Source organism: Fulvimonas yonginensis, from assembly GCF_037137055.1.
In the GTDB taxonomy this organism is placed as follows: domain Bacteria; phylum Pseudomonadota; class Gammaproteobacteria; order Xanthomonadales; family Rhodanobacteraceae; genus Frateuria_A; species Frateuria_A yonginensis.
The window spans coordinates 146,463-170,675 of the sequence record NZ_JBBBNY010000002.1 but is presented as its reverse complement, the minus strand read 5'-3'; the positions used below and the strand labels follow the sequence as shown (position 1 = coordinate 170,675).

21 protein-coding genes are annotated in these 24,213 nt (G+C 71.4%); 7 read left to right on the top strand and 14 right to left on the bottom strand.

Annotation, left to right across the window (positions count from 1 at the left end):
• Positions 1-43 precede the first annotated feature (43 nt).
• Complete coding sequence (gene recQ, locus WAT24_RS03845; RefSeq protein ID WP_336806513.1) at positions 44-1,858, bottom strand: DNA helicase RecQ; 1,815 nt, start codon at positions 1,856-1,858, stop codon at positions 44-46.
• Between the two features lie 193 nt (positions 1,859-2,051).
• Positions 2,052-2,390 (bottom strand): MGMT family protein, encoded by a 339-nt coding sequence (locus tag WAT24_RS03840; protein ID WP_336806512.1) that lies wholly within the window; start codon positions 2,388-2,390, stop codon positions 2,052-2,054.
• Between the two features lie 62 nt (positions 2,391-2,452).
• Here WAT24_RS03840 and WAT24_RS03835 point away from each other — a divergent pair, with 62 nt between their 5' ends.
• Positions 2,453-2,857: a hypothetical protein gene (locus WAT24_RS03835; protein WP_336806511.1), complete on the top strand. Its 405-nt coding sequence runs from the start codon at positions 2,453-2,455 to the stop codon at positions 2,855-2,857.
• A 7-nt stretch (positions 2,858-2,864) separates the two neighbouring features.
• Here the strand turns inward: WAT24_RS03835 and WAT24_RS03830 are convergent, their stop codons facing one another.
• Both WAT24_RS03830 and WAT24_RS03825 read right to left on the bottom strand, forming a co-directional pair.
• Positions 2,865-3,983, bottom strand: a complete 1,119-nt coding sequence (locus WAT24_RS03830) for an inorganic phosphate transporter (RefSeq protein WP_336806510.1) — start codon at positions 3,981-3,983, stop codon at positions 2,865-2,867.
• 10 nt (positions 3,984-3,993) lie between these two features.
• Positions 3,994-4,623 carry a DUF47 domain-containing protein gene (locus tag WAT24_RS03825; RefSeq protein WP_336806509.1) on the bottom strand — a complete coding sequence of 210 codons (630 nt, stop codon included), beginning with the start codon at positions 4,621-4,623 and terminating at the stop codon, positions 3,994-3,996.
• 177 nt (positions 4,624-4,800) lie between these two features.
• Here WAT24_RS03825 and WAT24_RS03820 point away from each other — a divergent pair, with 177 nt between their 5' ends.
• The 5 genes from WAT24_RS03820 to WAT24_RS03800 all read left to right on the top strand — a co-directional run bounded on the left by WAT24_RS03820 (position 4,801) and on the right by WAT24_RS03800 (position 12,313).
• Positions 4,801-6,123 carry a hemolysin family protein gene (locus WAT24_RS03820; protein WP_336806508.1) on the top strand — a complete coding sequence of 441 codons (1,323 nt, stop codon included), beginning with the start codon at positions 4,801-4,803 and terminating at the stop codon, positions 6,121-6,123.
• Positions 6,124-6,178: 55 nt separating this feature from the next.
• On the top strand, positions 6,179-7,018 hold the full coding sequence (gene otsB / locus WAT24_RS03815; RefSeq protein ID WP_336806507.1) for a trehalose-phosphatase: 840 nt from the start codon (positions 6,179-6,181) through the stop codon (positions 7,016-7,018).
• Positions 6,978-8,783 (top strand): glycoside hydrolase family 15 protein, encoded by a 1,806-nt coding sequence (locus WAT24_RS03810; RefSeq protein ID WP_336806506.1) that lies wholly within the window; start codon positions 6,978-6,980, stop codon positions 8,781-8,783. Before otsB ends, WAT24_RS03810 begins: the two co-directional genes overlap by 41 nt.
• Positions 8,780-10,165: an alpha,alpha-trehalose-phosphate synthase (UDP-forming) gene (gene otsA / locus WAT24_RS03805; RefSeq protein WP_336806505.1), complete on the top strand. Its 1,386-nt coding sequence runs from the start codon at positions 8,780-8,782 to the stop codon at positions 10,163-10,165. The genes WAT24_RS03810 and otsA overlap by 4 nt, the downstream gene beginning before the upstream one ends.
• Positions 10,166-10,366: 201 nt before the next feature.
• A complete protein-coding gene (locus WAT24_RS03800; protein WP_336806504.1) occupies positions 10,367-12,313 on the top strand; it encodes a CocE/NonD family hydrolase in 1,947 nt (648 codons plus the stop codon).
• 46 nt (positions 12,314-12,359) lie between these two features.
• Here WAT24_RS03800 and WAT24_RS03795 read toward each other — a convergent pair whose 3' ends face one another.
• From WAT24_RS03795 to WAT24_RS03765, 7 genes are all read right to left on the bottom strand, one after another.
• A complete protein-coding gene (locus WAT24_RS03795) occupies positions 12,360-12,965 on the bottom strand; it encodes an HAD family hydrolase (protein ID WP_336806503.1) in 606 nt (201 codons plus the stop codon).
• A 29-nt stretch (positions 12,966-12,994) separates the two neighbouring features.
• Positions 12,995-13,915 carry a VOC family protein gene (locus WAT24_RS03790; RefSeq protein ID WP_336806502.1) on the bottom strand — a complete coding sequence of 307 codons (921 nt, stop codon included), beginning with the start codon at positions 13,913-13,915 and terminating at the stop codon, positions 12,995-12,997.
• A complete protein-coding gene (locus WAT24_RS03785; RefSeq protein ID WP_336806501.1) occupies positions 13,912-14,817 on the bottom strand; it encodes an SMP-30/gluconolactonase/LRE family protein in 906 nt (301 codons plus the stop codon). The genes WAT24_RS03790 and WAT24_RS03785 overlap by 4 nt, the downstream gene beginning before the upstream one ends.
• Entirely contained in the window at positions 14,810-15,280 is a 471-nt protein-coding gene (locus WAT24_RS03780; protein WP_336806500.1) for a cupin domain-containing protein, read from the bottom strand. Before WAT24_RS03780 ends, WAT24_RS03785 begins: the two co-directional genes overlap by 8 nt.
• Complete coding sequence (locus WAT24_RS03775; RefSeq protein WP_336806499.1) at positions 15,277-15,771, bottom strand: DoxX family protein; 495 nt, start codon at positions 15,769-15,771, stop codon at positions 15,277-15,279. The genes WAT24_RS03780 and WAT24_RS03775 overlap by 4 nt, the downstream gene beginning before the upstream one ends.
• Positions 15,768-17,372: a GMC oxidoreductase gene (locus WAT24_RS03770; RefSeq protein WP_336806498.1), complete on the bottom strand. Its 1,605-nt coding sequence runs from the start codon at positions 17,370-17,372 to the stop codon at positions 15,768-15,770. Before WAT24_RS03770 ends, WAT24_RS03775 begins: the two co-directional genes overlap by 4 nt.
• Before the next feature lie 154 nt (positions 17,373-17,526).
• The gene (locus tag WAT24_RS03765) at positions 17,527-18,027 is read right to left on the bottom strand and encodes a RidA family protein (protein WP_336806497.1); all 501 of its coding nucleotides are present in this window, start codon (positions 18,025-18,027) and stop codon (positions 17,527-17,529) included.
• A gap of 130 nt (positions 18,028-18,157) precedes the next feature.
• Between WAT24_RS03765 and WAT24_RS03760 the strand changes: the two genes are divergently transcribed.
• On the top strand, positions 18,158-18,631 hold the full coding sequence (locus tag WAT24_RS03760) for a GNAT family N-acetyltransferase (RefSeq protein ID WP_336806496.1): 474 nt from the start codon (positions 18,158-18,160) through the stop codon (positions 18,629-18,631).
• Positions 18,632-19,000: 369 nt separating this feature from the next.
• Here the strand turns inward: WAT24_RS03760 and WAT24_RS03755 are convergent, their stop codons facing one another.
• From WAT24_RS03755 to WAT24_RS03745, 3 genes are all read right to left on the bottom strand, one after another.
• Positions 19,001-20,584 (bottom strand): ArnT family glycosyltransferase, encoded by a 1,584-nt coding sequence (locus WAT24_RS03755; RefSeq protein ID WP_336806495.1) that lies wholly within the window; start codon positions 20,582-20,584, stop codon positions 19,001-19,003.
• 98 nt (positions 20,585-20,682) lie between these two features.
• Positions 20,683-21,030: a GFA family protein gene (locus WAT24_RS03750; RefSeq protein WP_336806494.1), complete on the bottom strand. Its 348-nt coding sequence runs from the start codon at positions 21,028-21,030 to the stop codon at positions 20,683-20,685.
• A 93-nt stretch (positions 21,031-21,123) separates the two neighbouring features.
• A complete protein-coding gene (locus tag WAT24_RS03745) occupies positions 21,124-24,213 on the bottom strand; it encodes an efflux RND transporter permease subunit (RefSeq protein WP_336806493.1) in 3,090 nt (1,029 codons plus the stop codon).

Here is a 24,213-nt window from a genome sequence, read left to right as displayed (position 1 = left end):
GCGCTGTTGTAGGCGCGGACCTACATCGGCCCGGCGCCGCCGGTCATTCTGCGGCGTTGATCACCGCCAGGAAATCGCGGCCGTAGCGCTTGAGCTTGGCCTCGCCGACCCCGCTGACCCCGGCCAGTTCGTCCTCGTTGGCGGGCATCGCGCGCAGCATGGCGAGCAGGGTGGCGTCGTGGAACACCACGTACGGCGGCACCCCCTGCTGCCTGGCCAGCCGCGTCCGCAGGGCGCGCAGGGCATCCCACAGCGGTTGCTCGTAGGCCTCGATGCCCAGGTTGGCGCCGGTGACCAGCTGGCTGTCGCGGCGACGGCGCGCGCTGCGCGCCGGGCGCGCGTCCTCGCGCAGCATCACCCGTTGCGCGCCACCGAGCACGGCCCGGCTGGCGGCGGTCAGGCGCAGCGTGCCGTAGCCCTCGGCGTCGGCTTCCAGCAGGCCGGCCGCGAGCAGTTGGCGGAATACCGAGCGCCAGCCCTTCTCGTCGATATCGGCGCCGATGCCGAAGGTACTCAGGCGGTCGTGGCCGAGCTGGCGCACGCGCTCGCCGTCGACGCCGCGCAGGATGTCGATCACGTGGCCGGCGCCGAAGCGCTGCCCGCTGCGGTAGACCGCCGACAGCGCCTTCTGCGCGGGCACGGTGGCGTCCCAGGTCTTCGGCGGCTCCAGGCAGTTGTCGCAGTTGCCGCAGGGGCCGTGGTAGTCCTCGCCGAACGCGCCGAGCAGCAGCTCGCGGCGGCAGCGGGTGGCCTCGGCGAAGGCCAGCAGGCTTTCGAGCTTCTGCCGTTCGATGCGCTTGCGCTCGTCGGCCGAGTCGGACTGGGCGATCATCTGGCTCATCGTCACCACGTCGGACAGGCCGTAGATCATCCACGCCTCGGCCGGCAGGCCATCGCGCCCGGCGCGGCCGGTCTCCTGGTAGTAGCCCTCCATCGAGCGCGGCAGGTCCAGGTGCGCGACGAAGCGCACGTCCGGCTTGTCGATGCCCATGCCGAAGGCGACCGTGGCCACCATCACCACGCCGTCCTCGCGCAGGAAGCGCTGCTGGTTGGCCGCGCGCGTGCGCGCATCCAGCCCGGCGTGATACGGCAAGGCCTCGATGCCGGCGTCGGCCAGCCCGGCGGCGGTCTCGTCGACCTTCCTGCGGCTGAGCGCATAGACGATCCCCGCCTCGCCGCGATGGCCTTCGAGGAACTGCATCAGCTGCGTGCGCGGGTTGTGCTTCAGCGCGACGTGGTAGCGGATGTTCGGGCGGTCGAAGCTGGAAACGAACTGGCGCGCGTGCGCCAGGCCCAGCCGTTCGGCGATCTCCTCGCGGGTGCGCGGGTCCGCGGTGGCGGTGAGCGCGATGCGCGGCACCTGCGGGAAGCGCTCGTGCAGGATCGTGAGCTCGCGGTACTCCGGACGGAAGTCGTGGCCCCACTGGGAGACGCAGTGCGCCTCGTCGATCGCGAACAGGCCCACCCCGATGCGCTCGAGCAGGCCGAGGAAGCGCGGCGTGAGCAGGCGCTCGGGCGCCACGTACAGCAGCTTCAGTTCGCCCGCCAGCAGGCGCCGTTCCACTTCGCGCTGGTCGTCCGCCTCCAGGCTGGAGTTGAGGTAGGCGGCGGCCACGCCCGCCTCGCGCAGGGCGTCGACCTGGTCCTGCATCAACGCGATCAGTGGCGACACCACGATGGCGGTGCCGGGGCGCAGCAGCGCGGGAATCTGGTAGCACAGCGACTTGCCGCCACCGGTGGGCATCAGCACGAGCGCGTCGCCGCCGGCGGCCAGATGCTCGACGATGGCCTGCTGCTGGCCGCGGAAGCTGGCGTAACCGAAGACGCTGTGAAGGAGGTCGAGGGCGCGGGAAGACATCGCGCGCATGCTACCAAAGCGGCACGCCGCGCTCGCCGGCGCGATCCCACCGAGACTGTAGGAGACCAGTGCAACCCGCTGTAGGAGCGGGCTTGCCCGCGATGCTCCTGCTCGCGCCGCTTCCGCAGCAAACGGAGGCGAACGGGACGCCAGCGGTCCGGCTCCTACCGGAGCCGGTCGCGCGAGGGTCGGCCTACGCGGACAGGCCCCACAGCGCACGGTCCAGATCGGCATCCAGCCCGAAGCGCGACAATGGCACGCGGCCGTTCTTCACCTCGACGCCTTCGGCGCGCAGGCGGCGGCATTGCTCGCGGAAACCGCGGCTGCCCGGCGGCAGGGCGACCTGCCCGTTGGCACGCAGCACGCGGTGCCACGGGAGCTCCATGCCCTCGGGCGTCTCGCCGAGCAACTTGCCGACCAGGCGCGCCCGGCCCGGCAGGCCCGCACGCGCGGCGATCGCGCCATAACTGGCGACGCGGCCGCGCGGGATCGCGGCGATGGCGGCATAGACGCGGGCGTGGCTTTCCTGCATGGGCCGTCACTTGGGGACGATGGGGCCGCAGGGTACCATCGGCACCCTGCAAGGAGCCTGTCATGCGCCATTTCGAAGCGGTGCGTTCCCACGTCGGCAGCCAGTACACGCTGAGGCAGAACGACCCCTACCTGATCAGCTTCGACCTGTCCCTGCCGCTGGGCCGCCACCAGGGTATCTACCTGGCCGAGCTGGAAGACGAAAGCGGCCGGCGCTACCTGCGCCTGTCCACGCCGATCGGACCGCTGGCGGGCACCGATCCCCATCGCTGCCTGCGCTTCAACTGGGAGCAGCGCACCGGCTTCCTCGCCGTCGCGGACCTGGACGGCTCGCCCTACCTGCACCTGTGCGAGAACCGCCCCTACGAGTTCCTCGACGGCGGCGAACTGGAGCGGCTGATCGGCGAGCTGGGCCTGCTCGGCGACCAGCTGGAGCAGATCATCGCCAGCGGCGGCGACAGTTTCTGAGCGGAGCTCACCCCAGCGCCTGCACCAGGCGCACGCAGCCGTAGGCCAGCAGCGCGGTGATCGGCAGGGTCAGGATCCAGGCCCACACCATGCGCTCGACCACCGACCAGCGGATCGCGTTGAAGCGCTTGGCCGCGCCCACGCCCATGATCGACGCCGACACGTTGTGCGTCGTGGACACCGGGATGCCGAACGCCGAGGCGGTGAGGATCACCGCCGCCGAACTGCCCTCGGCCGCGAAGCCGTTGATCGGATGCAGCTTGACCATCTTGTGGCCCAGCGTCTTGATGATGCGCCAGCCGCCGCCCGCGGTACCCGCAGCCATGGTCAACGCGCACAGCACCGCCACCCAGGAAGGCACGTTGAAGCCGCCTTCAGCGGAGCCGGCCACGCGCAGGAAGCCGAGCCAGCGCGGCAGGTGCTCGAACTGGCCAGCGGCCGTGCCGCCGGCCAGCGCCAAGGCGATGATGCCCATGCTCTTCTGCGCATCGTTCATGCCGTGCGCCAGGCCCATCGCGCTGGCCGAGACGATCTGCGCCTTGCCGAACAGCGCGTTGACGAACGGCGTGCGGCCGAGCCGCTGCAGCCAGCCCCGGCGGTTGGCCAGCCAGGCGAACAGCGCGTAGAGCGCGCCCATCAGCAGGAAGCCGATCACGAAGCCCATCAGCGGCGAGACCACCATTGGCACCACCACCTTGGGGATCACGCCCTTGCCGGACCACAGGCTGCCCTGCGCCCAGATCACCGAGCCGAAGTTGCCGCCCGCCGCGGCGATGGCGGCACCGACCAGCGCGCCGACCAGCGCGTGGCTGGAGCTGGAGGGCAGGCCCCACCACCAGGTGATCAGGTTCCACGCGGTCGCGGCCAGCAGCGCGCAGATCAGCAGCTGCGGGCCGGCGTCGACCACGTGCGTGTCGATCAGGCCGGCGGCGATGGTCTTGGCCACCGCCGTGCCCCACAGCGCGCCGACCAGGTTGGTGATCGCCGCCAGCAGCACCGCCTGGCCGGGGCTGAGCACCTTGGTCGCCACCACCGTGGCGATGGAGTTGGCGGTGTCGTGGAAGCCGTTGATGTAGGTGAAGGCGAGCGCGATCGCCACCACCGCGAAGACCAGGCCGATGCTCATGGGCCCGCTCTCAGGAGTGCTTCAGCACGATCGAGTAGACCGTGTTGCCGACGTCGCGGCACTTGTCGATCGCCTTCTCGATCAGCTCGAACAGGTCCTTGGCGAGCATCGCCTTCATCGCGTCGTTGCCCTCCACGTACAGCGAGCGGTAGGGCGCCAGCAGCATGCGGTCGCCCTCCGACTCCAGCGCCTGGAGCCGGTCCTGCAGCTTGCGCACCGGGTCGATGCGCAGCCCGCGGCGCAGCTCGCCGATCATCTCGGCCACCACCGCGGTGGCCTCCTCCAGCACGCAGGCGCGCTGAGCGAAGTTCACGTCGGCCACGCGGCCGGCGACGATCGAGTAACGTTCGGCGAACTTCTCCACCGTCTTGGGGATCTTGTACAGCGCGGAGTTGAGCGCCTCGATGTCCTCGCGATCCAGTGCGGTGACGAAAGTGTTGACCAGCTCCTCGCTGATCTGCGCGGCCAGCGCCTTCTCGCGGGCGCGGGCGCCGGCGAAATCGGCCATGACCGGCGCGCGCTCCTTGTTCGCCAGCATCTGGTGCAGCGCCTTGGCGCTTTCATGGGCGGCCTCGGCGCTCTGCTCGAGCAGGCCGTAGAACTTGTCGCCCTTACCGAAGATCGTCTGCAGTGAAAACATGCGCGTGCCTGGAAGCCGGAGGAAAGGTCAAACCGGCCGAATGTTACAGGAGCCACCGCGCCGACGGTACGCCGGCGTCATCGGCGCACCCCTTCACCGGCCCTGCACGCGTCGCTGCGGGCGTGGCGGCCATCCCGTACACTGCGCACCCATGCGACCCCGAAGTACCCCGCCGCGATGCTGACCGACATCGCGCTCGTGATCCTGCTGTCGGTCTGCAACGGCTTCTTCGCGCTGTCGGAGATGGCGCTGGTCGCCTCGCGCAAGAGCCGGCTCAAGCAGATGGCGCAGGACAGCCGCCGCGCCCGCGTGGCGCTGCGGCATGCGGAAGCGCCGGAGCACTTCCTTTCCACCGTGCAGGTGGGCATCACGCTGGTCATGCTGGTGACCGGTGCGCTGGCCGGCGACCGCCTGGGCGCGCGCTTCGCCGAGATGGTGCAGGGCGAACGGATCGCCTGGCTGGCGCCCTACGCCCAGGCGATCGGGATCGTGATCGGCTTCGTGGTCATCTCCTACATCCAGATCGTGATCGGCGAGCTGCTGCCCAAGCGCCTGGCGCTGTCCGCGCCGGAGCGGCTGTCCGCCTTCGCGGCCTGGCCCATGCTGGTGCTGGCCCGTGTCGCTGCGCCGTTCGTGTGGCTGCTCAACCGCTCCAGCGGCCTGCTGCTCAAGCTGTTGCGGGTGAACGACCAGGGGCGCGGCAGGGTCACCGAGGAGGAAATCCGCCTGCTGGTCGCCGAGAGCGCCGAGCAGGGCGTGCTGGACCCTGACGAGCACAACATGGTCAATCGCGTGCTGCGCCTGGGCGACCGCACCGTCGACAGCGTGATGACCCCGCGCATGCGCATCGCCTGGCTCGACCTGACCGCGCCGCACGAGGAGAACATCGCGGTCATGCGCCAGACGCCCTACTCGCGCTATCCCGTCTACCGGGGGGACGAAAGCGACGTGGCCGGCGTGCTGGAGGTCAAGAGCCTGATCGGCGGCATCGGCGGCGGCACGCCCGAGCTGTTCCGCCAGCTGGCCAAGCCGCTCTACGTGCCGGCCACGGCGCGCGCGATGGACCTGCTGGAGGAGTTCCGCGACGCCGAGACGCCGATGGCGCTGGTGGTCGACGAGTACGGCGACATCGAGGGCCTGGTCACGCTCAACGACCTGCTCGCCGCGGTGGTCGGCGCCAGCCAGCTCGGCCACGGCGGCAGCGAGGAGCATCCGCCGATCGTCGCGCGCGAGGACGGCAGCTGGCTGGTCGACGGTTCGCTCTCGACCGAGGACCTGCGCGAGCTGCTGCATCTGCAGCGCCTGCCCGGCGAGGAGGAGCACGAGTTCCGCACCGCCGCCGGCATGGTGATGACCGCGCTGGGCCACATCCCCCAGGTGGGCGAGGTATTCGCCTGGCGCGGCATCCGCTTCGAGGTGGTGGACCTGGACGGCGCGCGCATCGACAAGCTGCTGGTCGTCCCCGCGCCGCGCATCGAGGTGGCGGACGACGAGCAGTAGGCCGCCGCCGGGCGGCGGTTCGGCTTTTCACGGTCGCTTTGCTAGGCTTGGGTGGATGTCTCCGCTCAAGCCCGCCTCCGTGGGCGCCCCCTTGCCGGCGCCACCGTTGCCCCGGCCGGACCAGCGCTGGGCCCTGTTCCTCGACGTGGACGGCTGCCTGCTGGAGTTCGTCGACGATCCCGCCGCCGTGGTGGTCTCCGACTCGCTGCGCCGGCTGCTGCAGGCCCTGCACGATCGCCTCGACGGCGCCCTGGCGTTGGTCAGCGGCCGCGCCGTGCACGACCTGGACCGGCTGTTCGGCCGGCCGTCGTGGGCACTGGCCGGCCTGCACGGCTACGAGCTGCGCTACGACGACGGCTCGCACCGCGAGATCGCGGTCGACCCCGTGGCGGAGGCGCGCATGCGCGAGGCCGTGCAGGCGCTGGCCGCACGGATGGACGGGGTGCAGCTGGAGGACAAGCACCAGGCGATCGCCCTGCACTGCCGGCGCGCCCCGCAGCGCCTGCCGGCACTGCTTGCCGCCGCCAGGGCGCTGGCCGCCGACCTGCCCGGATACGAGCTGCAGCCGGGCAACCTGGTGGTGGAGTTCAAGCCGGCCGGCATGGACAAGGGCCGCGTGGTGGAGGAACTGATGCAACGGCCGCCGTTCGCCGGGCGCGCGCCGGTGTACCTGGGCGACGACCTCACCGACGAGCACGCGTTCGCCGCGGTCAACCGCCTGGGTGGTCTGAGCGTGCGCATCGGCATGCGCGAGCCCAGCCAGGCGCGGTTCACGCTGCCTAGCCCGGACGCCGTCCACGCTTGGCTGGATCAGCTGCGGGATGCACTGGACACACACGAGGGAGTTTCCATCGATGCCACTACCGGCGGAGGGCCATCACCCTGCCAGCCTTGAGCTGGGTGTGGTCGGCAACGGCAGTGTTGCCGCCCTGATCGATTCCTGCGGGCGCATCGTGTGGTGTTGCCTGCCGCGGTTCGATGCCGATGCCACCTTCTGCGCGCTGCTGCAGCCGCGCATCGAAGGCGGCGACTGGACGATCGAGCTGCAGGATTGCGAACGGGCCGAACAGCATTACGTGCCCAATACCGCCGTCCTGGTCACCCGCCTGCACGACCGCCACGGCGGCGCCATCGAGATCACCGACTTCGCTCCGCGCCACCGCTACCACGGGCGGGTCTACCACCCGGTGATGCTGGTGCGCCGGGTGGTGCCGCTGGCCGGCGCCCCGCGCATCCGCGTGCTGCTGCGTCCGCTGTGCGAATACGGCGCGCACGCACCACAGACCACCTCGGGCAGCAACCACATCCGCTACCTGCTGGACGGGGTGGTGCAGCGGCTCACCAGCGACGTCGCGGTGCCGCTGATCGAGCGCGGCCTGCCATTCGGCCTGGACCGCCCCGCGCACTTCGTGTTCGGGCCGGACGAGACGCTCACCGAGAGCCCGGCCGAGTTCACCCGCCGCATGCTCGAGCGCACCCTGCAGTACTGGCGCGAGTGGGTGCGCTACCTGTCCATCCCGTACGAGTGGCAGGACGCGGTGATCCGTGCCGCGATCACCCTCAAGCTGTGCCAGTACGAGGCCACCGGCGCCATCGTAGCGGCGCTCACCACTTCCATTCCCGAGGCCGCGGATACCCAGCGCAACTGGGACTACCGCTACTGCTGGCTGCGCGACGCCGCCTTCACCGTGCGTGCGCTGAACCGGCTGGGCGCCACCCGCAGCATGGAGGAGTACATCCGCTACGTGTTCAACCTGGCGGTCGCCGACGACGATACGGAGATCGGCCCGGTGTTCGGCATCACCTTCGAGCGGGAATTGCACGAGCGCCAGATCGACAGCCTGGCCGGCTATCGCGGTATGGGCCCGGTGCGGGTCGGCAACGACGCCTGGCGACAGCGGCAGAACGACGCCTACGGCTCGGTCGTGCTGGCCTCGGCGCAGCTGTTCTTCGACCGCCGGCTCGAGCGCATGGGCGACGCGGACACCTTCCACCGGCTCGAACGCATGGGCCGCCTCGCCCTGCGGGTGGCCGAGCAGCCGGACGCGGGGCTGTGGGAGTTCCGCGGCCGCTCCGCCGTGCACACCTACTCGGCCGCCATGTGCTGGGCCGCCTGCGACCGCCTGGCGCACATCGCCACCGAGCTGGGGCTGGACGAGCGCGCGCGCTGGTGGCACGAGCAGGCGGTCGCGCTGCACGCACGCATCGAGGCGCGGGCCTGGAACGCGCGGCTCGGCTACTTCGTCGACGCCTACGACGGCGAGCACCTGGATGCCAGCCTGTTGCTACTGGCCGACATCGGCTTCGTGTCCGCCCGCGACCCGCGCTTCGTGGCGACCGTCGATGCCATCGGTGCCGCGCTGGGGCGCGGGCACCACCTGTTCCGCTACATCGCCCCGGACGACTTCGGCGCGCCCGAGACCAGCTTCAACCTGTGCACCTTCTGGTACATCGAGGCGCTCGCCGCCACCGGCCGCGAGGTCCAGGCGCGCGCGATGTTCGAGCACATGCTGAGCCGCCGCAACGCGCTGGGCCTGCTCTCGGAGGACCTGGCGCCGGACAGCGGCGAGCACTGGGGCAACTATCCGCAGACCTATTCGCTGGTCGGCCTGATCCAGGCCGCCATGCGCCTGTCGCGCCGCTGGGAGGACGCACTATGAGCCGCAACCCCAGGAAAGCCGGTCGACTGGTGGTGGTCTCCAACCGCGTCGCGCTGCCGCGGCAGACCGCCACCGGAGGCCTCGCCTCGGCCATGCGTGCGGCACTGCAGGAACGCGGCGGCCTGTGGTTCGGCTGGAGCGGCAAGTGCTCCGCGCGCAGCGCCGAGGAGCTGCACCGCCTTACCGATGGGCCGATCGACTACGTGACGGTCGATCTCTCGCGCGCCGACCACGACGACTTCTACGCCGGCTTCGCCAACCGCACCCTGTGGCCGCTGTTCCACTACCGTCCCGACCTGGTCGACTACCAGCGCAGCCACCTGGAAGGCTACCTGCGGGTCAACGCGATCTATGCCGACCAGCTGGTCAAGCTGCTGGAGCCGGACGACGTGATCTGGGTGCACGACTACCACCTGATCCCGCTGGCCGCGATGCTGCGCGAGCGTGGCGTGCGCAACCGCATCGGCTTCTTCCTGCACACGCCGCTGCCGGCCGCCGCGCTGCTGATCGCGCTGCCGCGCCACCGCGAGCTGCTGGAGACGCTGGCCAGCTACGACCTGGTCGGCCTGCACACCGCGCGCGACCTGCGCGCGCTGGAGGACTACTTCCTGCACGAGGTCGGCGGCGCGATGCGTCCGGGCGGACGGCTGCGCGCGGCCAACGGCCGGCTGTTCCGCGCCGGCGTGTTCCCGATCAGCATCGACACCGCCGAGGTGGCCGCCACCGCGCGCAACGCGACCGCGGAGGAAGGCGTGCGCGAACTGTACGACAGCCTGGACGGGCGCGACCTGATCATCGGTGTGGACCGGCTGGACTACTCCAAGGGCCTGGCCGAGCGCTTCGAGGCCTACGCGCATCTGCTCGAGCGGGTGCCCGAGCTGCACCGGCACGTGACCTTCCTGCAGATCGCGCCGCCCTCGCGCGGCGCGGTGCCGGAGTACCGGCAGATCCGCCGCGAGCTGGAACGCTCGGCCGGCCACATCAATGGCAAGTTCGCCACGCCGGAGTGGGTGCCGATCCGCTACGTCAACCAGTCGTTCCCGCACCGGCTGCTGGCCGGCTACTACCGCGTGGCGCGGGTCGGCCTGGTGACGCCGCTGCGCGACGGCATGAACCTGGTGGCCAAGGAATACGTCGCCTGCCAGGACCCGAAGAACCCGGGCGTGCTGGTGCTCTCGCGCTTCGCCGGCGCGGCGCAGGAGCTGACCGAGGCGCTGCTGGTGAACCCGGCCGACACCGCCGAGGTGTCCGACGCGCTGGAGCGCGCGCTCAAGATGCCGCAGCGCGAGCGCATCGCCCGCTGGCGCTCGATGATGGACGTGCTCGAGCGCCACGACATCACCGCCTGGCGCAACGCGTTCCTGCACGCGCTGGCCGGTTGACACCCGCGCCCGCTTGCCCGGTAGGAGCGAGCTCGTCTCGCGATGCTTTGTCCCGGACGCATGGCACGCCCGCGCTGCAAAAACCGGCAGGAAGCATCGCGAGCAAGCCCGCTCCCACCTTTGCCGGGGCTGAGGGGTGGCCGTCACACCGGTGCCCGCTGCGCTGGGCTACGCTAAGCGGAATCACAGGGGAGCCATGCCATGAAACCCAGCCTCACCGTCCTGCTCGCCGCCCTGCTGGCCGCGAGCGGCGCCCTGCCCGCTGCCGACGCGCCGCAGGCGAAGTACCCCGACTACCCCAGCGAGACGCCGGCGCACTTCGTTCCCGCCACCGCCAGCTTCGACTACGTGCGGCGCGAGGTGATGATCCCGATGCGCGACGGCGTGAAGCTGCACACGGTCATCCTGATTCCCAAGGGCGCGAAGCACGCCGGCATCCTGCTCACCCGCACGCCCTACGATGCCGACGCGCTCACCAGCCACACCATGAGCGGGCACCTGGCCCCCATGCTGCAGGGCTACGACAACGCCACCGACGTGATCGTCGAGGACGGCTACATCCGCGTGGTGCAGGACGTACGCGGCAAGTACGGCTCCGAGGGCGACTACGTGATGAACCGGCCGGTGCACGGCCCGCTCAACCCCACGCCGGTGGACGACGCCACCGATACCTACGACACCATCGACTGGCTGGTGAAGAACCTGCCCGAGTCCAACGGCAAGGTCGGCACGCTGGGTATCTCCTACGACGGCTTCGAGCCGCTGATGGCGCTGGTCCATCCGCACCCGGCGCTGAAGGTGTCGGTGCCGATGAACCCCATGGTCGACGGCTGGATGGGGGACGACTGGTTCCACCACGGCGCCTTCCGACAGCAGAACATGAGCTACATCTACGAGCAGGTGGCCAGTCGCGACAACTCGGTCAAGTGGTGGACCAGCTTCCACGACGAATACGACCTGTTCATGCACTACGGTTCGGCCGGCGCCATGGGCCAGGCCTACGGCATGCAGCAGCTGGGCTTCTGGAACAAGGTGCTGGCGCACCCGGCCTACGACGCCTTCTGGCAGGACCAGGCGGTGGACAAGCTGCTGGCGAAGGAGCCGCTGAAGGTGCCGGTGATGCTGGTGCACAGCCTGTGGGACCAGGAGGACATCTACGGCGCGCTCGCCGTCTACCGCGCGATCAAGCCCAAGGACACCGGCGGCGACATGGTGCGGCTGGTGATGGGCCCGTGGCACCACGGCCAGGAGATCGACGAGGGCAGTTCGCTGGGGGCGATCCGGTTCGGCAGCGACACGGCCAGGTACTTCCGCGAGCACATCCTGCGTCCTTTCCTCGCGCAGTACCTCAAGGACGGTGCGCCCAGGGCGGATCTCGCCCCGGTCACCGCCTTCCAGACCGGCACCAACCAATGGCAGCGGCTCGACCGCTGGCCGCTGGCCTGCGCGCAGGGCTGCCCGTCCGCCAGCCGCGCGCTGTACCTGGAGCCGGACCACGAGCTCGGCTTCCAGGCGCCTGCGGGCGGCAGTGCCTATGACGAGTACGTCTCCGATCCGGCACACCCGGTGCCTTTCCGCGCCCGTCCGATCCAGCCGATCGGCTACGAGAACGGCCTGACCTGGTCGCAGTGGCTGGTCGACGACCAGCGCGAGGCCTCCGGCCGCACCGACGTGCTGACCTACGTGTCGGAACCGCTCACCGCGCCGCTCGCGATCGCCGGGCGCCCCGAGGTGCACCTGGTCGCCTCCACCAGCGGCACCGACAGCGACTGGGTGGTGAAGCTTATCGACGTCTACCCCGACCAGGTCGCCGAGCAGCCTGAGCTGGGCGGCTACCAGCTCGCGGTGTCGATGGACATCTTCCGCGGCCGCTACCGCGAGGGCTTCGACAAGCCCGCGCCGCTCGCCGCCAACCGGCCGCTGGACTACCGCTTCGCACTGCCCGCAGCCAACCACGTGTTCCTGCCCGGCCACCGGTTGATGGTGCAGGTGCAGTCGAGCTGGTTCCCGCTGTACAACCGCAACCCGCAGACCTACGTACCCAACATCTTCTGGGCCAAGCCGGGCGACTACGTGAAGGCGACCCAGCGCGTCTACCACGCGCCGGGACAGGCGAGCTTCATCGCGCTGCCGGTGGTGGCGCACTGAGCCGCCGGCGCTTTCCGGGGCCCGCCGAACGGCGGGCCCGGCGCACTCACGCATCCGCACGCAGTTCCTGCCCGCGATAGAAGCGGTGGTGCGCGAGCCCGAGCAGCGGCAGGTCCTCGTGCGTGTCGCCGTAGGCGTAGACCCGCTCATACGCGGCCAGCTCGTAGCGGGCGCGCACCTGATGCGCCTTTTCCTCGCCCACGCACTGCGCGCCGAGGTAGCGCCCGGTGAGGCGACCATGCCGATGCTCGAGCGTGGAGCAGATCAGGGCCAGGCCCTGCGCGCGGCACCACGGCGCCAGGTACACGTCCAGCCCGCCGGATACCACCACGACGGTATCGCCCTGCCGCTGGTGCCAGCGGATCCGCGCCATGGCCTGCGGCCGCAGCTCGGCCGGCAGCACCTCGGCGGCAAAGGCCTCGCCATGAGCCTGCAGCTGCGTCAGCGGCACGCCGGCGAAGCCGAAGCGCACGATGGCGGCGCGCACCGCGACCCCGGAAACCCGGCCGCGGCGGTAGCCGAGCACCCATGGCGCCAGCAGCAGCCCGCCGCAGGCCAGCCGCCACCCTGGGACGGCGCGGTGCATGAAGCCGGGCATGGTTTCGCGGGTGGTGATCGTTCCATCGAAGTCGAACAGCGCGAGATCGGGCATGCCACGGTCGTCCCTGGGATCGGCGCATGCTAGCCGCCGGGCGTCGCGGACTCCATCTCCAGCAGCAGGCGGTGCCCGCTCGGATCGAGCAGCAGCGCCACCTCGCCGTCGCCCGCTGGCGGCCAAGGCGCTCCGCCGTCACGCAACCGGTCCAGCAGCACCGGCAGGTCGTCGACCGCCAGCACCAGCCGGTCGGCCACCCGGTCGTTGGCGGCCGCCGGCGGATCCAGGCGGCGCCCGTGGGGCGTGCGGTAGCCGAGCAATTCCAGGTGCGGCGGGCCGCGTTGCCCGGCCACCAGGCCCACCACGTCCGCGTCCGCGCCGGGCAGGCCGTCCAGGTGCTGTTGTTCCGGACCGCGGTTGTGCGAGCGCCCGGCCACGTGCAGGCCCAGGCGTGCGTAGAACGCGACCGAGGCCTCGACGTCGGCCACCGCGATCGCTGAGTGGTCGATGCCCAGGAACAGGCCCGGCGCCTCCTGCCAGCAGGGCGCGCCGACGCCGGCGGGAAACCGGATCAGCTCCAGCGGATGGCCTTCCGGGTCGCGGAACTTGAAGGCGGTGACGCCGCCGGTGTCCGGTGGCAGCGTCTGCGGCCCGCCCTGGCTGATCGGCCGGCACGCGTGGCGTTGCAGCCGCGCGTACGCCGCCGGCATGTCCGCCACCACGATCGCCAGGTGCTGGAAGCACAGGTCGGCCGCGTTGCTGTCGGCCGGATAGGGCCGCCCGGGCGGGTCGAACGCCACCAGCTCCAGCGCCTGCGCGCCCAGGCGCAGGCGTGCCATCTGCGCACGTGCGCCGGGCAGGCCCATCATTTCGCCCCAGGCGGGCGTGCCCACGACCGTCCGCTCCACCAGCGCGAAGTCCAGCGCCTCGCAGTAGAAGGCGATCATGCGCGCGAGGTCGCCCACGTTGCGGCTGACCCGCCGCAGCCGTAGCACCCGTCCGCTCATGGCCGCTGCGCGCCACGCGTGTTGGTGTAGATCGCGTACAGCGTCTGCGAGGCGCACAGGAACAGGCGGCAGTAGTGACGGCCGCCGAAGCACAGGTTGGACACCGGGCTGGGTACGCGGATGCGCCCCAGCAGCGTCCCATCCGGATCGAAGCAGTGCACGCCGTCGTCGCTGGCGATCCACAGGTTGCCCTGCTCGTCGCAGCGCATGCCGTCGGCGTGCCGGCCCAGGAAACGGCGGCCGCGCACGAGGCGGGCGGCACCGCCGCCATCGCGCTCGACGTCGAACACGTGGATTTCCTGCCTCGGTTCGGCGACGAACTGCAACCCGGTCTCGGCCACGTACAGGCGCGACTCGTCCGGCGAGAAGCACAGACCATTGGGTCCCTCGAAGCCGTCGGCCACCACGCGCAGGCGGCCGCTCGCCGGATCCAGGCAGTACACGGACGCCGGCAGCTCCGCGCGTTGCTTGCCGCCTTCGTAGTCGGTCTGGATGCCGTAGGGCGGGTCGGTGAACCACACGCTGCCGTCGGACTTCACCACCACGTCGTTGGGCGAGTTGAGCCTTTTTCCTTGGTAGCGTTCGGCGAGCACGGAGACGCTGCCGTCCGGTTCCGTGCGCGTGATGCAGCGCCCGCGATGCGAACAGGACACCAGCCGGCCCTGGCGGTCACGGGTGTGCCCGTTCTCGAAACCGGAGGGCTGGCGGAACACCGACACGCCGCCGCTTTCGCTCCAGCGCAGCACGCGGTCGTCTGGGATGTCGCTGAACAGCAGCTCCTCGCGGTCGGCGAACCACACCGGCCCCTCCAGCCAGCGGAAGCCGCCGGCCAGCGTCTCCAGCGACGCGTTGGGCAGCACCAGCGCCTTGAAGCGCGGATCGGCGATCTCGAGGTCAGCCATCGTCGTCGTCCGACGCGTTGGCCGGGCGCCCGCGCGCGGTGGGCCGGTCCAGCTGCACCAGCATCAGCACGGCCGGTTCGCCGCCCACCGTGCCGGAGCGATGGCCCTTGCGGCCCTTCGCGTCGGCCTCGCAATGCTGGTCGCCGCCGAAGGACACCTCGCCCGGTCCCATCTCCACGCGCCGGCCGTCCATGCTCTGGACGAACCAGCGCCCGGACAGCGGCACGATCCATTGCGGCCTGGGGTTCTCGTGCCATTCGCCGACCCAGCCGACCGGCAGCACGGCGAACACCACCTTCGCGTGGCCCTCGCCCTGCGGCGCGTTCCACTGCGGTGCCGCACCGCCCATGCTCTGGCGCTCGAAGTCGTCCGCCACGCAGCGGGACTGGTGGCTCACCCCCGCCTCGTCGGTCCAGATCCGCCAGTAGGTCAGGCGGGGTGGTGCGCAAGCCTCGGCGCTCATGGCGTGTCTCCGGATGGCAGGGCCGGCGCGATGCCGGCGGGCGTGTACGCCGGCGTGGACGACAGCGGATGGGCGAGCACCGCCCGCGCCGGCGCGAGCTGCGCGCTGAAGGCGAGCAGCAGCATGCCGCCGGCCACGCAGAAGTTCTTCAGGAAATCCCAGAAGTGCGTGCGCGCGACGCTGTCGCCTTTCGCCCAGAAATCCCGATACGCCCAGAAGTTGTGGTACAGCAGCGCCGTCACGACGCAGTAGGCGGCGAGCAGGAAGGCGGCCAGGCGGTCGTGCCAGCCGAACAGGATGCAGGCCGGGCCGACCAGTTCCAGCGTCATGCCCAGCACCAGCAGCACTGGCCCGCCGGGCAGGAAGCTGGAGTTCGCCTGCCTGAGCGCGCCTTCCCAGTTGAAGATCTTGTCCATCGCGCTGAACGGGAACAGCACCACCAGGAACAGGCGGATCAGCAGCGGCAGGCCGACCAGGTCGATCCAGTTCATGGCGCGCCCTGCCCTGCCGTGGCCACGTCCGCCGCGCCCAGCCGCTCCTTCAGGTGGTCGGCGACGCGCAGCGCGTTGGCGATGATAGTCAGCGTGGGATTCACCGCGCCGATCGAGGGAAAGAAGCTCGCGTCGGTGACGTAGAGGTTGTCCAGCTCGTGCGCCTTGCAGTGGAGGTCCAGCACGGAGCGGGCCGGGTCGCTGCCGAAGCGCAGCGTGCCGGCCTGGTGTGCGGTGCCGCCGATCGGGATCTCCTTGCCCAGCTCGAACTTGCGCTCCAGCAGGGTCGGATGCTTGCCGGCGCCGCGCACCAGTTGCTTGAGCTTGTGCTTGAGCCGCTCGTGCGCCTCCATGTTGTTGGGATACTGCTCCAGCGTCACGTGCCCGTCGGGTCGCAGGCGCACGCGGTTCTCCGGGCGCGGCAGGTCCTCGCTGGAGAGCCAGAAGTCCAGCGCGTGGTGGGCCATCTGCTCGAACGGCAGGTCGGGCAGCCAGTCCAGCCAGTCCGGCACCGCCTCGCCGCGGATGGTGTCCGGGTGCGACTTGCCGGTCATCTGGATCAGGCCCAGCGGGTAGTCCCAGTCCTCGGCGCCGAAGTAGTAGTCGGCCACGGCCAGCGTCTTCTCGAACACCGTGTCGTTGCGCTCGCGCGAGAGCGCCAGCATCACCGACTGGTTGTGCCGCATGTAGTTGCGCCCGACCTGGTCCGAGCCGTTGGCCAAGCCGTCGGGATGGCAGTCGTTGGCCGAGCGCAGCAGCAGCAGCGCCGAGCTCAGCGCGCCGCAGGCGACCACCACGATGTCGGCCGAGTACACCTCGCGCCGACGCTCGCGCTCCACGTTCACCGCGGTCACGACGCGCCCGCCGGGATCGGTCTGCAGCGTGTGCACGTAGGCGCCGGTCAGCAGCGTCACGTTGGGATGCGTCGCCAGCATCGGGTCGACGCAGATCACCTGCGCGTCGGCTTTGCCGTTGAGCAGGCACGGATAGCCGTCGAAGGCAGCACAGCGGATGCAGATGCTGGTCGGCGACACCACGCCTTCGCGCTCGTCCAACAGGATGCCCAGCGGCATGTGGAAGGGCGTCACGCCCTGGCGGGCGAAGTTTTCGTGCAGTTCCCGGATGCGCGGCTCGTGCGAGACCGGCGGGTGCGGGTACGGTGCGCTCGCCGGCGGTTCGGTCGGGTCCTCGCCGCGCAGTCCGTGCACGTGGAAGAGCTGCTCGGCCTGCGTGTAGTAGGGCTCGAAATCCGCATACGACAGCGGCCAGGCCGGCGAGATGCCATCGGCGTGGCGCAGCTCCTGGAAGTCGCGCTCGCGCAGGCGGAACAGCGCCGCGCCGTAGACCTTGGAATTGCCGCCCACGAAGTAGTGCAGGCCGGGGTGGAACAGCGTGCCGTCCTTGTCGTACCAGCTCTCGTTGGCGACGTAGGCGTTGTCGACGAAGACCGTCTTCGGGTCCCAGTTCTCGATGCCCCGCTTGAGGTAACCACCGCGCTCGAGCAGCAGGATGCGCTTGCCGGTAGGGGCCAGGCGCTGCGCCAGCGAGGCCCCGCCGGGCCCCGTGCCGATCACGATGACGTCGTAGTGCTGGTCGGGCATGCCGGCTCCTGGGGAACGCGGCCACGCCGCGCGGGGACACGGATGCGGGATCGGCGCAACGCCGGCAGGGGAGCGCATCCGGGGCCGGTGCTCCGGCCCGGGTCCAGCATGCGCCGGGGGATGTCGTGTCGCCGTTGAGGTGCGCTGCGGCGGATCAGGGATGCGGCGTGCGGCTGTCGGGCAGCACCGCGTCCACCGCCACCTCGATCATCAGTTCCGGCCGGACCAGCGCGTCCACCTTCACCAGCGTGCTGGTCGCCGGCGCGTCGGCGGGCAGGTAGTGCGCACGGACCTCGCGCAGCACGGCGAGCTGGCCGAGGTCGGTCACGTACATGTCGGTGCGCACGACGTCGCGGAAGTCCAGGCCGGCGCTGCGCAGTGCCGTGCGCAGGTTCTCGAACACCTGCACGCATTGCGCACGGAAATCGCCCGCGCCGACCACCCGGCCCTGGCTGTCCATGGCCACCTGGCCGGCGATCGAGACCAGCCGCCCCGGCGGCGCGATCACCACGTGCGAGTAGCCGTGCGCCGGCGGCAGTTGCGGCGGATCGATCGCCCGAGCCGCCTGCGCGTGCACGCTACCTGCGGCGATCAGCCCGGCCAGCGGGAGCAGCCGCCAGCGGCCGGTGCGGCGGTGCGGAAGCGGTGCTTGCATGGCCTTTCCTCCTCGCGTCGTGGGGGGCCTTCCACCCTAGCAAACCTGCCAGCCGACCGTGCCGGGGCTTCCCCGCCGCGCCGGCTCGGTGTAGAACCGCTCCATCGTTGCCAACCGATCGACCCGCCGCATGAGCGATACGAATCTTGTGATCCGTCTGGCCGAGGACGACGACGACTTCATCCTGGGGCTGGTCCCGCGGTTCGTGGACTTTCCCCTGCCCCCGTGGCGCAAGCGCCACGAATGCATCGAAGGCATCCGCCAGGACCTGCTGCGGCACCTGGAGGACGGCACGGCCAACGACTTCATGTTCGTGGCCGAGGACGGCGACGGCACGGTGGTCGGCTTCATCGAGCTGCAGAAGACGCAGGACTTCTTCACCGGGCGCACCAACTGCCACATCAACAACATCGCGGTGGCGCCCTCGCACGAGGGCCGCGGCGTCGGCCGCGCGCTGATGGAACACGCCGAGGCATGGGCGCGCGAGCATCGCTGCAGCCTGATCACGCTGGCGGTGTTCCCCGGCAACGCGCGCGCCCGCGCGATCTACGAGGCGGCCGGCTACGGGGTCGACCTGCTGCGCATGGTCAAGCCGGTGCGCTGACCGCCGCGCAGGATCCGGATGGCGGCTTCCGGCGGTGCGGGCCACGATGGGTCCGTCCGCTGGAGAAACCGCATGTCCGACCACCGAATGGCGCGCCGCGGCGCACCGATGCCGGGGAACCTTCGTCTGACCTTGCCGCTGGCGGCCCTGCTGCTGCTCGGCGCCGCCCGTGCGCATGCCGACTGCGAGCTGCTCTACGCGCCACCCGAGGTCCGCGCGCGCCTGCTCGCCTTCCATCACGCGAACGAAGCGCGCCGCGCGCGCGAGCGCGAACAGCGCCGCGCCACGCCTGCGCACGGGCTGCCGCGCGCGCCACGCGGCACAACCCGCGGGGCGCGCGCTCGCCCGGGCGAGACCGGAGGTCGCCAGCTACCGCAGGCGAGCCGACGGTGCCTCGTGCGCGGCCGGCGCCTGGCCGGCGATGTCGCCGGCGCGCCAGATCGTCAGATGGCGTCCCATGAACGGTTGCCGGTAGAGCGGCGGCGCCGGGTAGTCGAAATCCTGGTAGTTGCTGATCACCCAGCCGTCCGGATGCGCCCTGGCCCAGGCGGCGACCTGCGCGGCGTTCTCCGCCGTGGGGATCGCCGCGGTGAGGCGCCCCGCGAAGGTGTACAGGCCGTTCTGCCGGCCGGCCTGCAGCAGCGGGATGCCTGCCCGCTGCGCGGCGGCGATGCGTGTTGCCGCCCGCTCCACCGAATAGCTCGGCCCCAGGCCCTGCACCAGCGCCAGCTTGGCCAGTGCCGCCACCAGCAGCGTGGCTACCGCGGCCACGGGCACGCCCACCGGCTGCGTCCGGTGCATCAGCAGCGGCAAGCCGGGCAACACGGCGCCGACCAGACCGGCATAGGCCCATGCGGGCGCCTGCGGTACGAGCCGCAGCAGCGCCAGCAGGAATGCCAGCGCGATCGCCACCAGGGGCACGCCCACGCGCCAGCCGACCACCCGCCAGCGCCCGTCCGCCAGCCGCGCCGCGGCGGCGGGTGCAAGCGCCGGCAGCAGCGGCAGCAGGTAGTGCGGCTGCTTGCCGCTGATCAGGCAGAAGGCGAGGAACGCCGGCACGCTCGCGGCCAGCGCGAAGCGGTCGAGCCTGTCGTACGCGGGCGCGGGTCGTCGCGCACCCCGGCCCAGGCCGACCGTCCAGGGCAACAGCAGCAAGGGCACGATCGGCAGGTACCAGGCCGGTCCGCGGTCGTGGGCGAAGCTCTCGGCGACGCGGCCGGCGGTCTGCGTGAGGAAGATCGCGTCGCCGTAGGCCGGCCCGCCCCGCCGCGCCGCCGGGATCGCCCAGGCCAGCGCCAGCAGCGCCGCGCCGGCCAGTGCCACCGTCGTTGCCAGGTAGTGGCGCCCGGGCGAGCGGCGCGCTGCCGGCGCCCACCACGGCGCCAGCAGCGCCGGGAGACCGCCGACCAGCAGGCTGACCGGCCCCTTGGCGAGGATGCCCAGCCCGAGCCCCAGCCCCAACAATCCCGCGCCGGGACCGCGGCGCCCGCACACCAGCCACGCCGTGCCGAGCCAGGCCAGCAGGGTGCACGCGCACAGCAACACGTCGAACATCAGGGCGCCGGCGAATCCGGCGAAGCCCAGGCAGCCCAGCCAGAGCCAGGCCGCCAGGCCGGCGGCCGCGGCGTCGGCGCCCAGCGCGAGGGCCAGGCGACGCAATAGCGGCAGCGTCGCCAGGCCCAGCAGCACTTCCAGCACGCGCGCGGACCAGGCGTGCACGCCGGCGATGTCCCACGCCAGGTTGATCAGCCAGAACAGCAGCGGTGGCTTGTCCGGATAAGGCGCGCCGTCCAGCCAGGGCACCAGCCAGTCGCCCCGCAGGTGCATGTTCCAGGCCACCGCCAGATAGCGCGTCTCGTCGATCGGCACGGGCGGCAGCACGAGTGCCGGAAGCAGCAGCGCCACCGCCACTCCCGACCAGAGCAGGGCGCGTGTGGCGGAACGTCGTTCCATGCGATCTCCCGCGCGGACCGCTTGGGCTCGGCACCGAGCTTAGGGTCGGGGCGGTCAATGGCGCGTCGGTGACGCGCGACCGCAAACGGCGTCGGCGGTCAGTAGCTGCGTCCGTCCACCGGCACCCGCTGGAGGGTCGCCAGCTCCACGCCCTCCAGACAGCGCACGTTGATCGCCGCCACCGGCGTGCCGTCCGGCTTGGTGCCCAGCGCGAACGGCGCACAGCCGCACTGCGGGCAGAAGCGGTGCTGGATGACGTGCTTGTTGAAGGTGTAGCTGCCCATCGCGTCTTCGGGCGTGGCCAGTTCCAGGCGGTCGCGCGGCAGGAACCACAGCAGGTAGCCCTTGCGACTGCAATGCGAGCAGTTGCATTCCAGCACCTGGCCCAGTTCGCCTTCGACGTCGAACGCGACGCGGCCGCAATGGCAGCTTCCGTGATAGCGCATGGCAGGACTCCGTGGACGGGACGAGCAGTATCCGGCGCCCGAGCCCGGGGGCAAAGCCGCCGCTCGCCGCCGGCGGGCGGCGCCGAGCGAGTGCTATCCGCCGGAGCGGGAGGGCGCCACCGGGCGCAGGTAGCGGCCGGCCAGCGCCGGCATCACTAGCAGGTTGAGCACGGTGGAGCTCAGCAGCCCCCCCAGGATCACGATCGCCATCGGGCCCTCCACCTCGCGCCCCGGCTCGCCGTTGCCCAGCGCCAGCGGCAGCAGCCCCAGCGCGGTCACCAGCGCGGTCATCAGGATCGGGGTCAGCCGCTCGCGTGCGCCGCGCAGCACGGTGAACCGGTTCCAGTGGGCGCCCTCCTGGCCGACCAGGTGCTCGTAGTGCGCGATCAGCATGATCGTGTTGCGCGCGGCGATGCCGAACAGCGTGACGAAGCCGACCAGCGCGCCGATCGACAGCACGCCGCCGGCCAGTGCCGCGGCGATCACGCCGCCGACCAGCGCGAACGGCACGTTGGCGAGGATCAGCGCCACGCTGCGCCGCTCCGGAAAGGAAAGCAGCAGCAGCGCCACGATCGCCGCCGCCGCCAGCGCGCTGTGCAGCAGCAGCGCGTGCCGCGCCTGCACGGCACCTTCGGCCGCGCCGCCGAACTCCACGTAGTAGCCGGCGGGCAGCTTCAGTTGCCGGTCCAGCGCGGCGCGCGCACGCGCCACGAAGCCCACCACGTCGGTGCTGGTGGGCGTCACCGCCAGCACCAGCCGGCGGCGACCGCCCTCGTGCTGCACGCTGGCCCGGCCCCGGACCAGGTCGATCGTGGCCACGTCGGACAGCGGCACGCTTTGGCCGTCGACGGTGGGCAGCAGCAACGTGCCGACCGCCTCCGGGTCCGTGCCGGCCGGGTCGTCCAGCGCCAGCCGGATCGCCACCGGCTGCACGCCGCGGTAGACGTGGCCCACGATCACGCCCTGGTGCGCGGCGGCGATCGCGTCGAGCACGTCGGTCATGCGCAGGCCGTGCGCGGCGAGCCGGTCGGGATCGGGCGCGATGCGGATGGTCGGCACGCTGGGCGAGGTGTCCAGGCGCACGCTGCCGGCGCCGGGCACCTTGCGCACGATCGCCTGCGCCTGGGCGGCGAGCGCATCGAGGCGGTCGAGGTCCTGGCCGTACAGGCTGAGGGTGACCGGTGCGGTCTCACCCGAGAGCGATTCGCTGATGCGGTCGCCGAGGAAGGTCACTACCTCGGCGCTGATGCCGGGATAGCCGTCGACCAGCCGACGCAACGCGTCCTCGACGCGGATCTGCACGGTGGCGGACAGGCGCGGCTTGAGCTCCACGTGCAGTTCGCCGCGATTGGGCGGCCAGGTGTCCTGCACCGCCTCGGCGCGCCCCATCTGCATCGACACGCTGGCCACGCCCGGGATCGCCAGCGCGCCGCGGCTGAGCCGCTCGCCGATGCGGTCCATCTCCGCCAGCGAGGTGCCGGAGGGGCCGGTCACCTGCACCACGAAATGTCCTTCGCGGAACTCGGGCAGCAGCGAGGCGCCGAAGAACGGCAGCGCGACCAGCGCCAGCACGCCGACCACCAGCGCGGCGGCGAGCAGCGCACGCGCATGCGGCAGCGCGCGTACGAGCAGGCGGTGCTGGGCCAGCTTCACCCGCTTGAGCCAGCGCGGCTCGCGGTGGCGCCGGTCGGTGCGCAGCAGCAGCAGGCACAGTGCCGGCGTCACCGTGAGCGCCACCAGCAGCGAGGCGAAGGTGGCCAGCAGGAACGCGCCGGCCAGCGGCGCGAAGAAGCTCCCCTGCAGGCCGGGCAGCAGCAGGATCGGCACGAACACCAGTCCCACCACCACGGTTGCCAGCACCACCGGGCGGCGCACCTCGACCGAGGCGGCCAGGATCGTGGCCAGCCGCGGTGCGCCGTGGCCGGCCACGCGCAGGCGGCGATTGATGTTCTCCACGTCGATGATGGCGTCGTCCACCACCACGCCCAGGGCCACCGCCAGGCCGCCCAGGGTCATGGTGTTGATCGTCCAGCCGAACCAGCGCAGCGCGAGCACCGCGAGCGCCAGCGACAGCGGGATGCTGGCGAAGGAGATCAGCGCGGTGCGCCAGTCCTTCAGGAACAGCACCAGCACGACGAGCACCAGCACCGCTCCGAAGGCGAGCGCGTCGCGCATGTTGGCCAGCGCCACCTCGACGAAGGTGGCCGGCCGGTGCAGGGCCGGCACCAGCGTCACGCCCTGCGCGCGCAGCATGGGCTTCAAGTCGTCCAGCGCCTTCTCCACGGCGCGGGTGACCTCCAGCGTGTTGCTGCCGTACTGGCTGGTCATCGCCACCAGCACGCCGGGGCGGGCATCGATGCGCGCGTCGCCGAAGGCCGGCGCCGCCCCTACGGTCACGCTGGCGACATCGGCGAGGGTGACGTTGCGTCCGCCGTGCCGGGTCAGCACGGTGCGGCCCAGTTGCGCCGGGTCGTCGAGGCCGCCGTCGGCTTCCAGCACCACGCGCTGGCTGGGCGTGTCGACGTAACCGGCGCCGCGCACGCCGGTGGCCGCCGCGGCGGCGGTGCGCACGTCCTCCAGGGTCAGTCCGTAGGCGGCCAGGCGGTCCGGATGCACGCGTACCTGCCACTCGCGCACGCCGCCGCCGAACACGATGGCATCGGCCACGCCGGGCACGGCCAGCAGGCGCGGCTTGACCGTCCAGTCGGCCAGGCCCCGCAGCGCGAGCGGGTCGAGCCGGTCGCTGACCAGGCCGAACTTGAGCAGGTCCATCGTGGAGGACGTCATCGGGCTGAGGCTCGGCGCCTCCGCGCCCTGCGGCAGGTTGGCCGCCGCCTCGGTCACCCGTTCGGCCAGCAGCTGGCGGTCGCGGAACGGATCCGTGCCCTCGTCGAACACCACGTCGATCACGGCCAGCCCCTGGATCGACTGCGAGCGCACCACCTGTACCGCGTGGGCGCCGTTGACCGCGTTCTCGATCGGCTGAGTGACGCGCTGCTCGACCTGCAGGGCGGTGAACCCGGGCGCCTCCACCTGCACGGTGGCCTGCGCCGGGACGAAATCGGGAAACACGTCGTACTTCGCGTCGCGCAGCCGCTGCACGCCCAGCACGAGCAGCAGGACCGCGGCCAGGACGACCCACCAGGGCGCGCGCAGGGCGCTGCGGACGATCGCGGCGAGCAC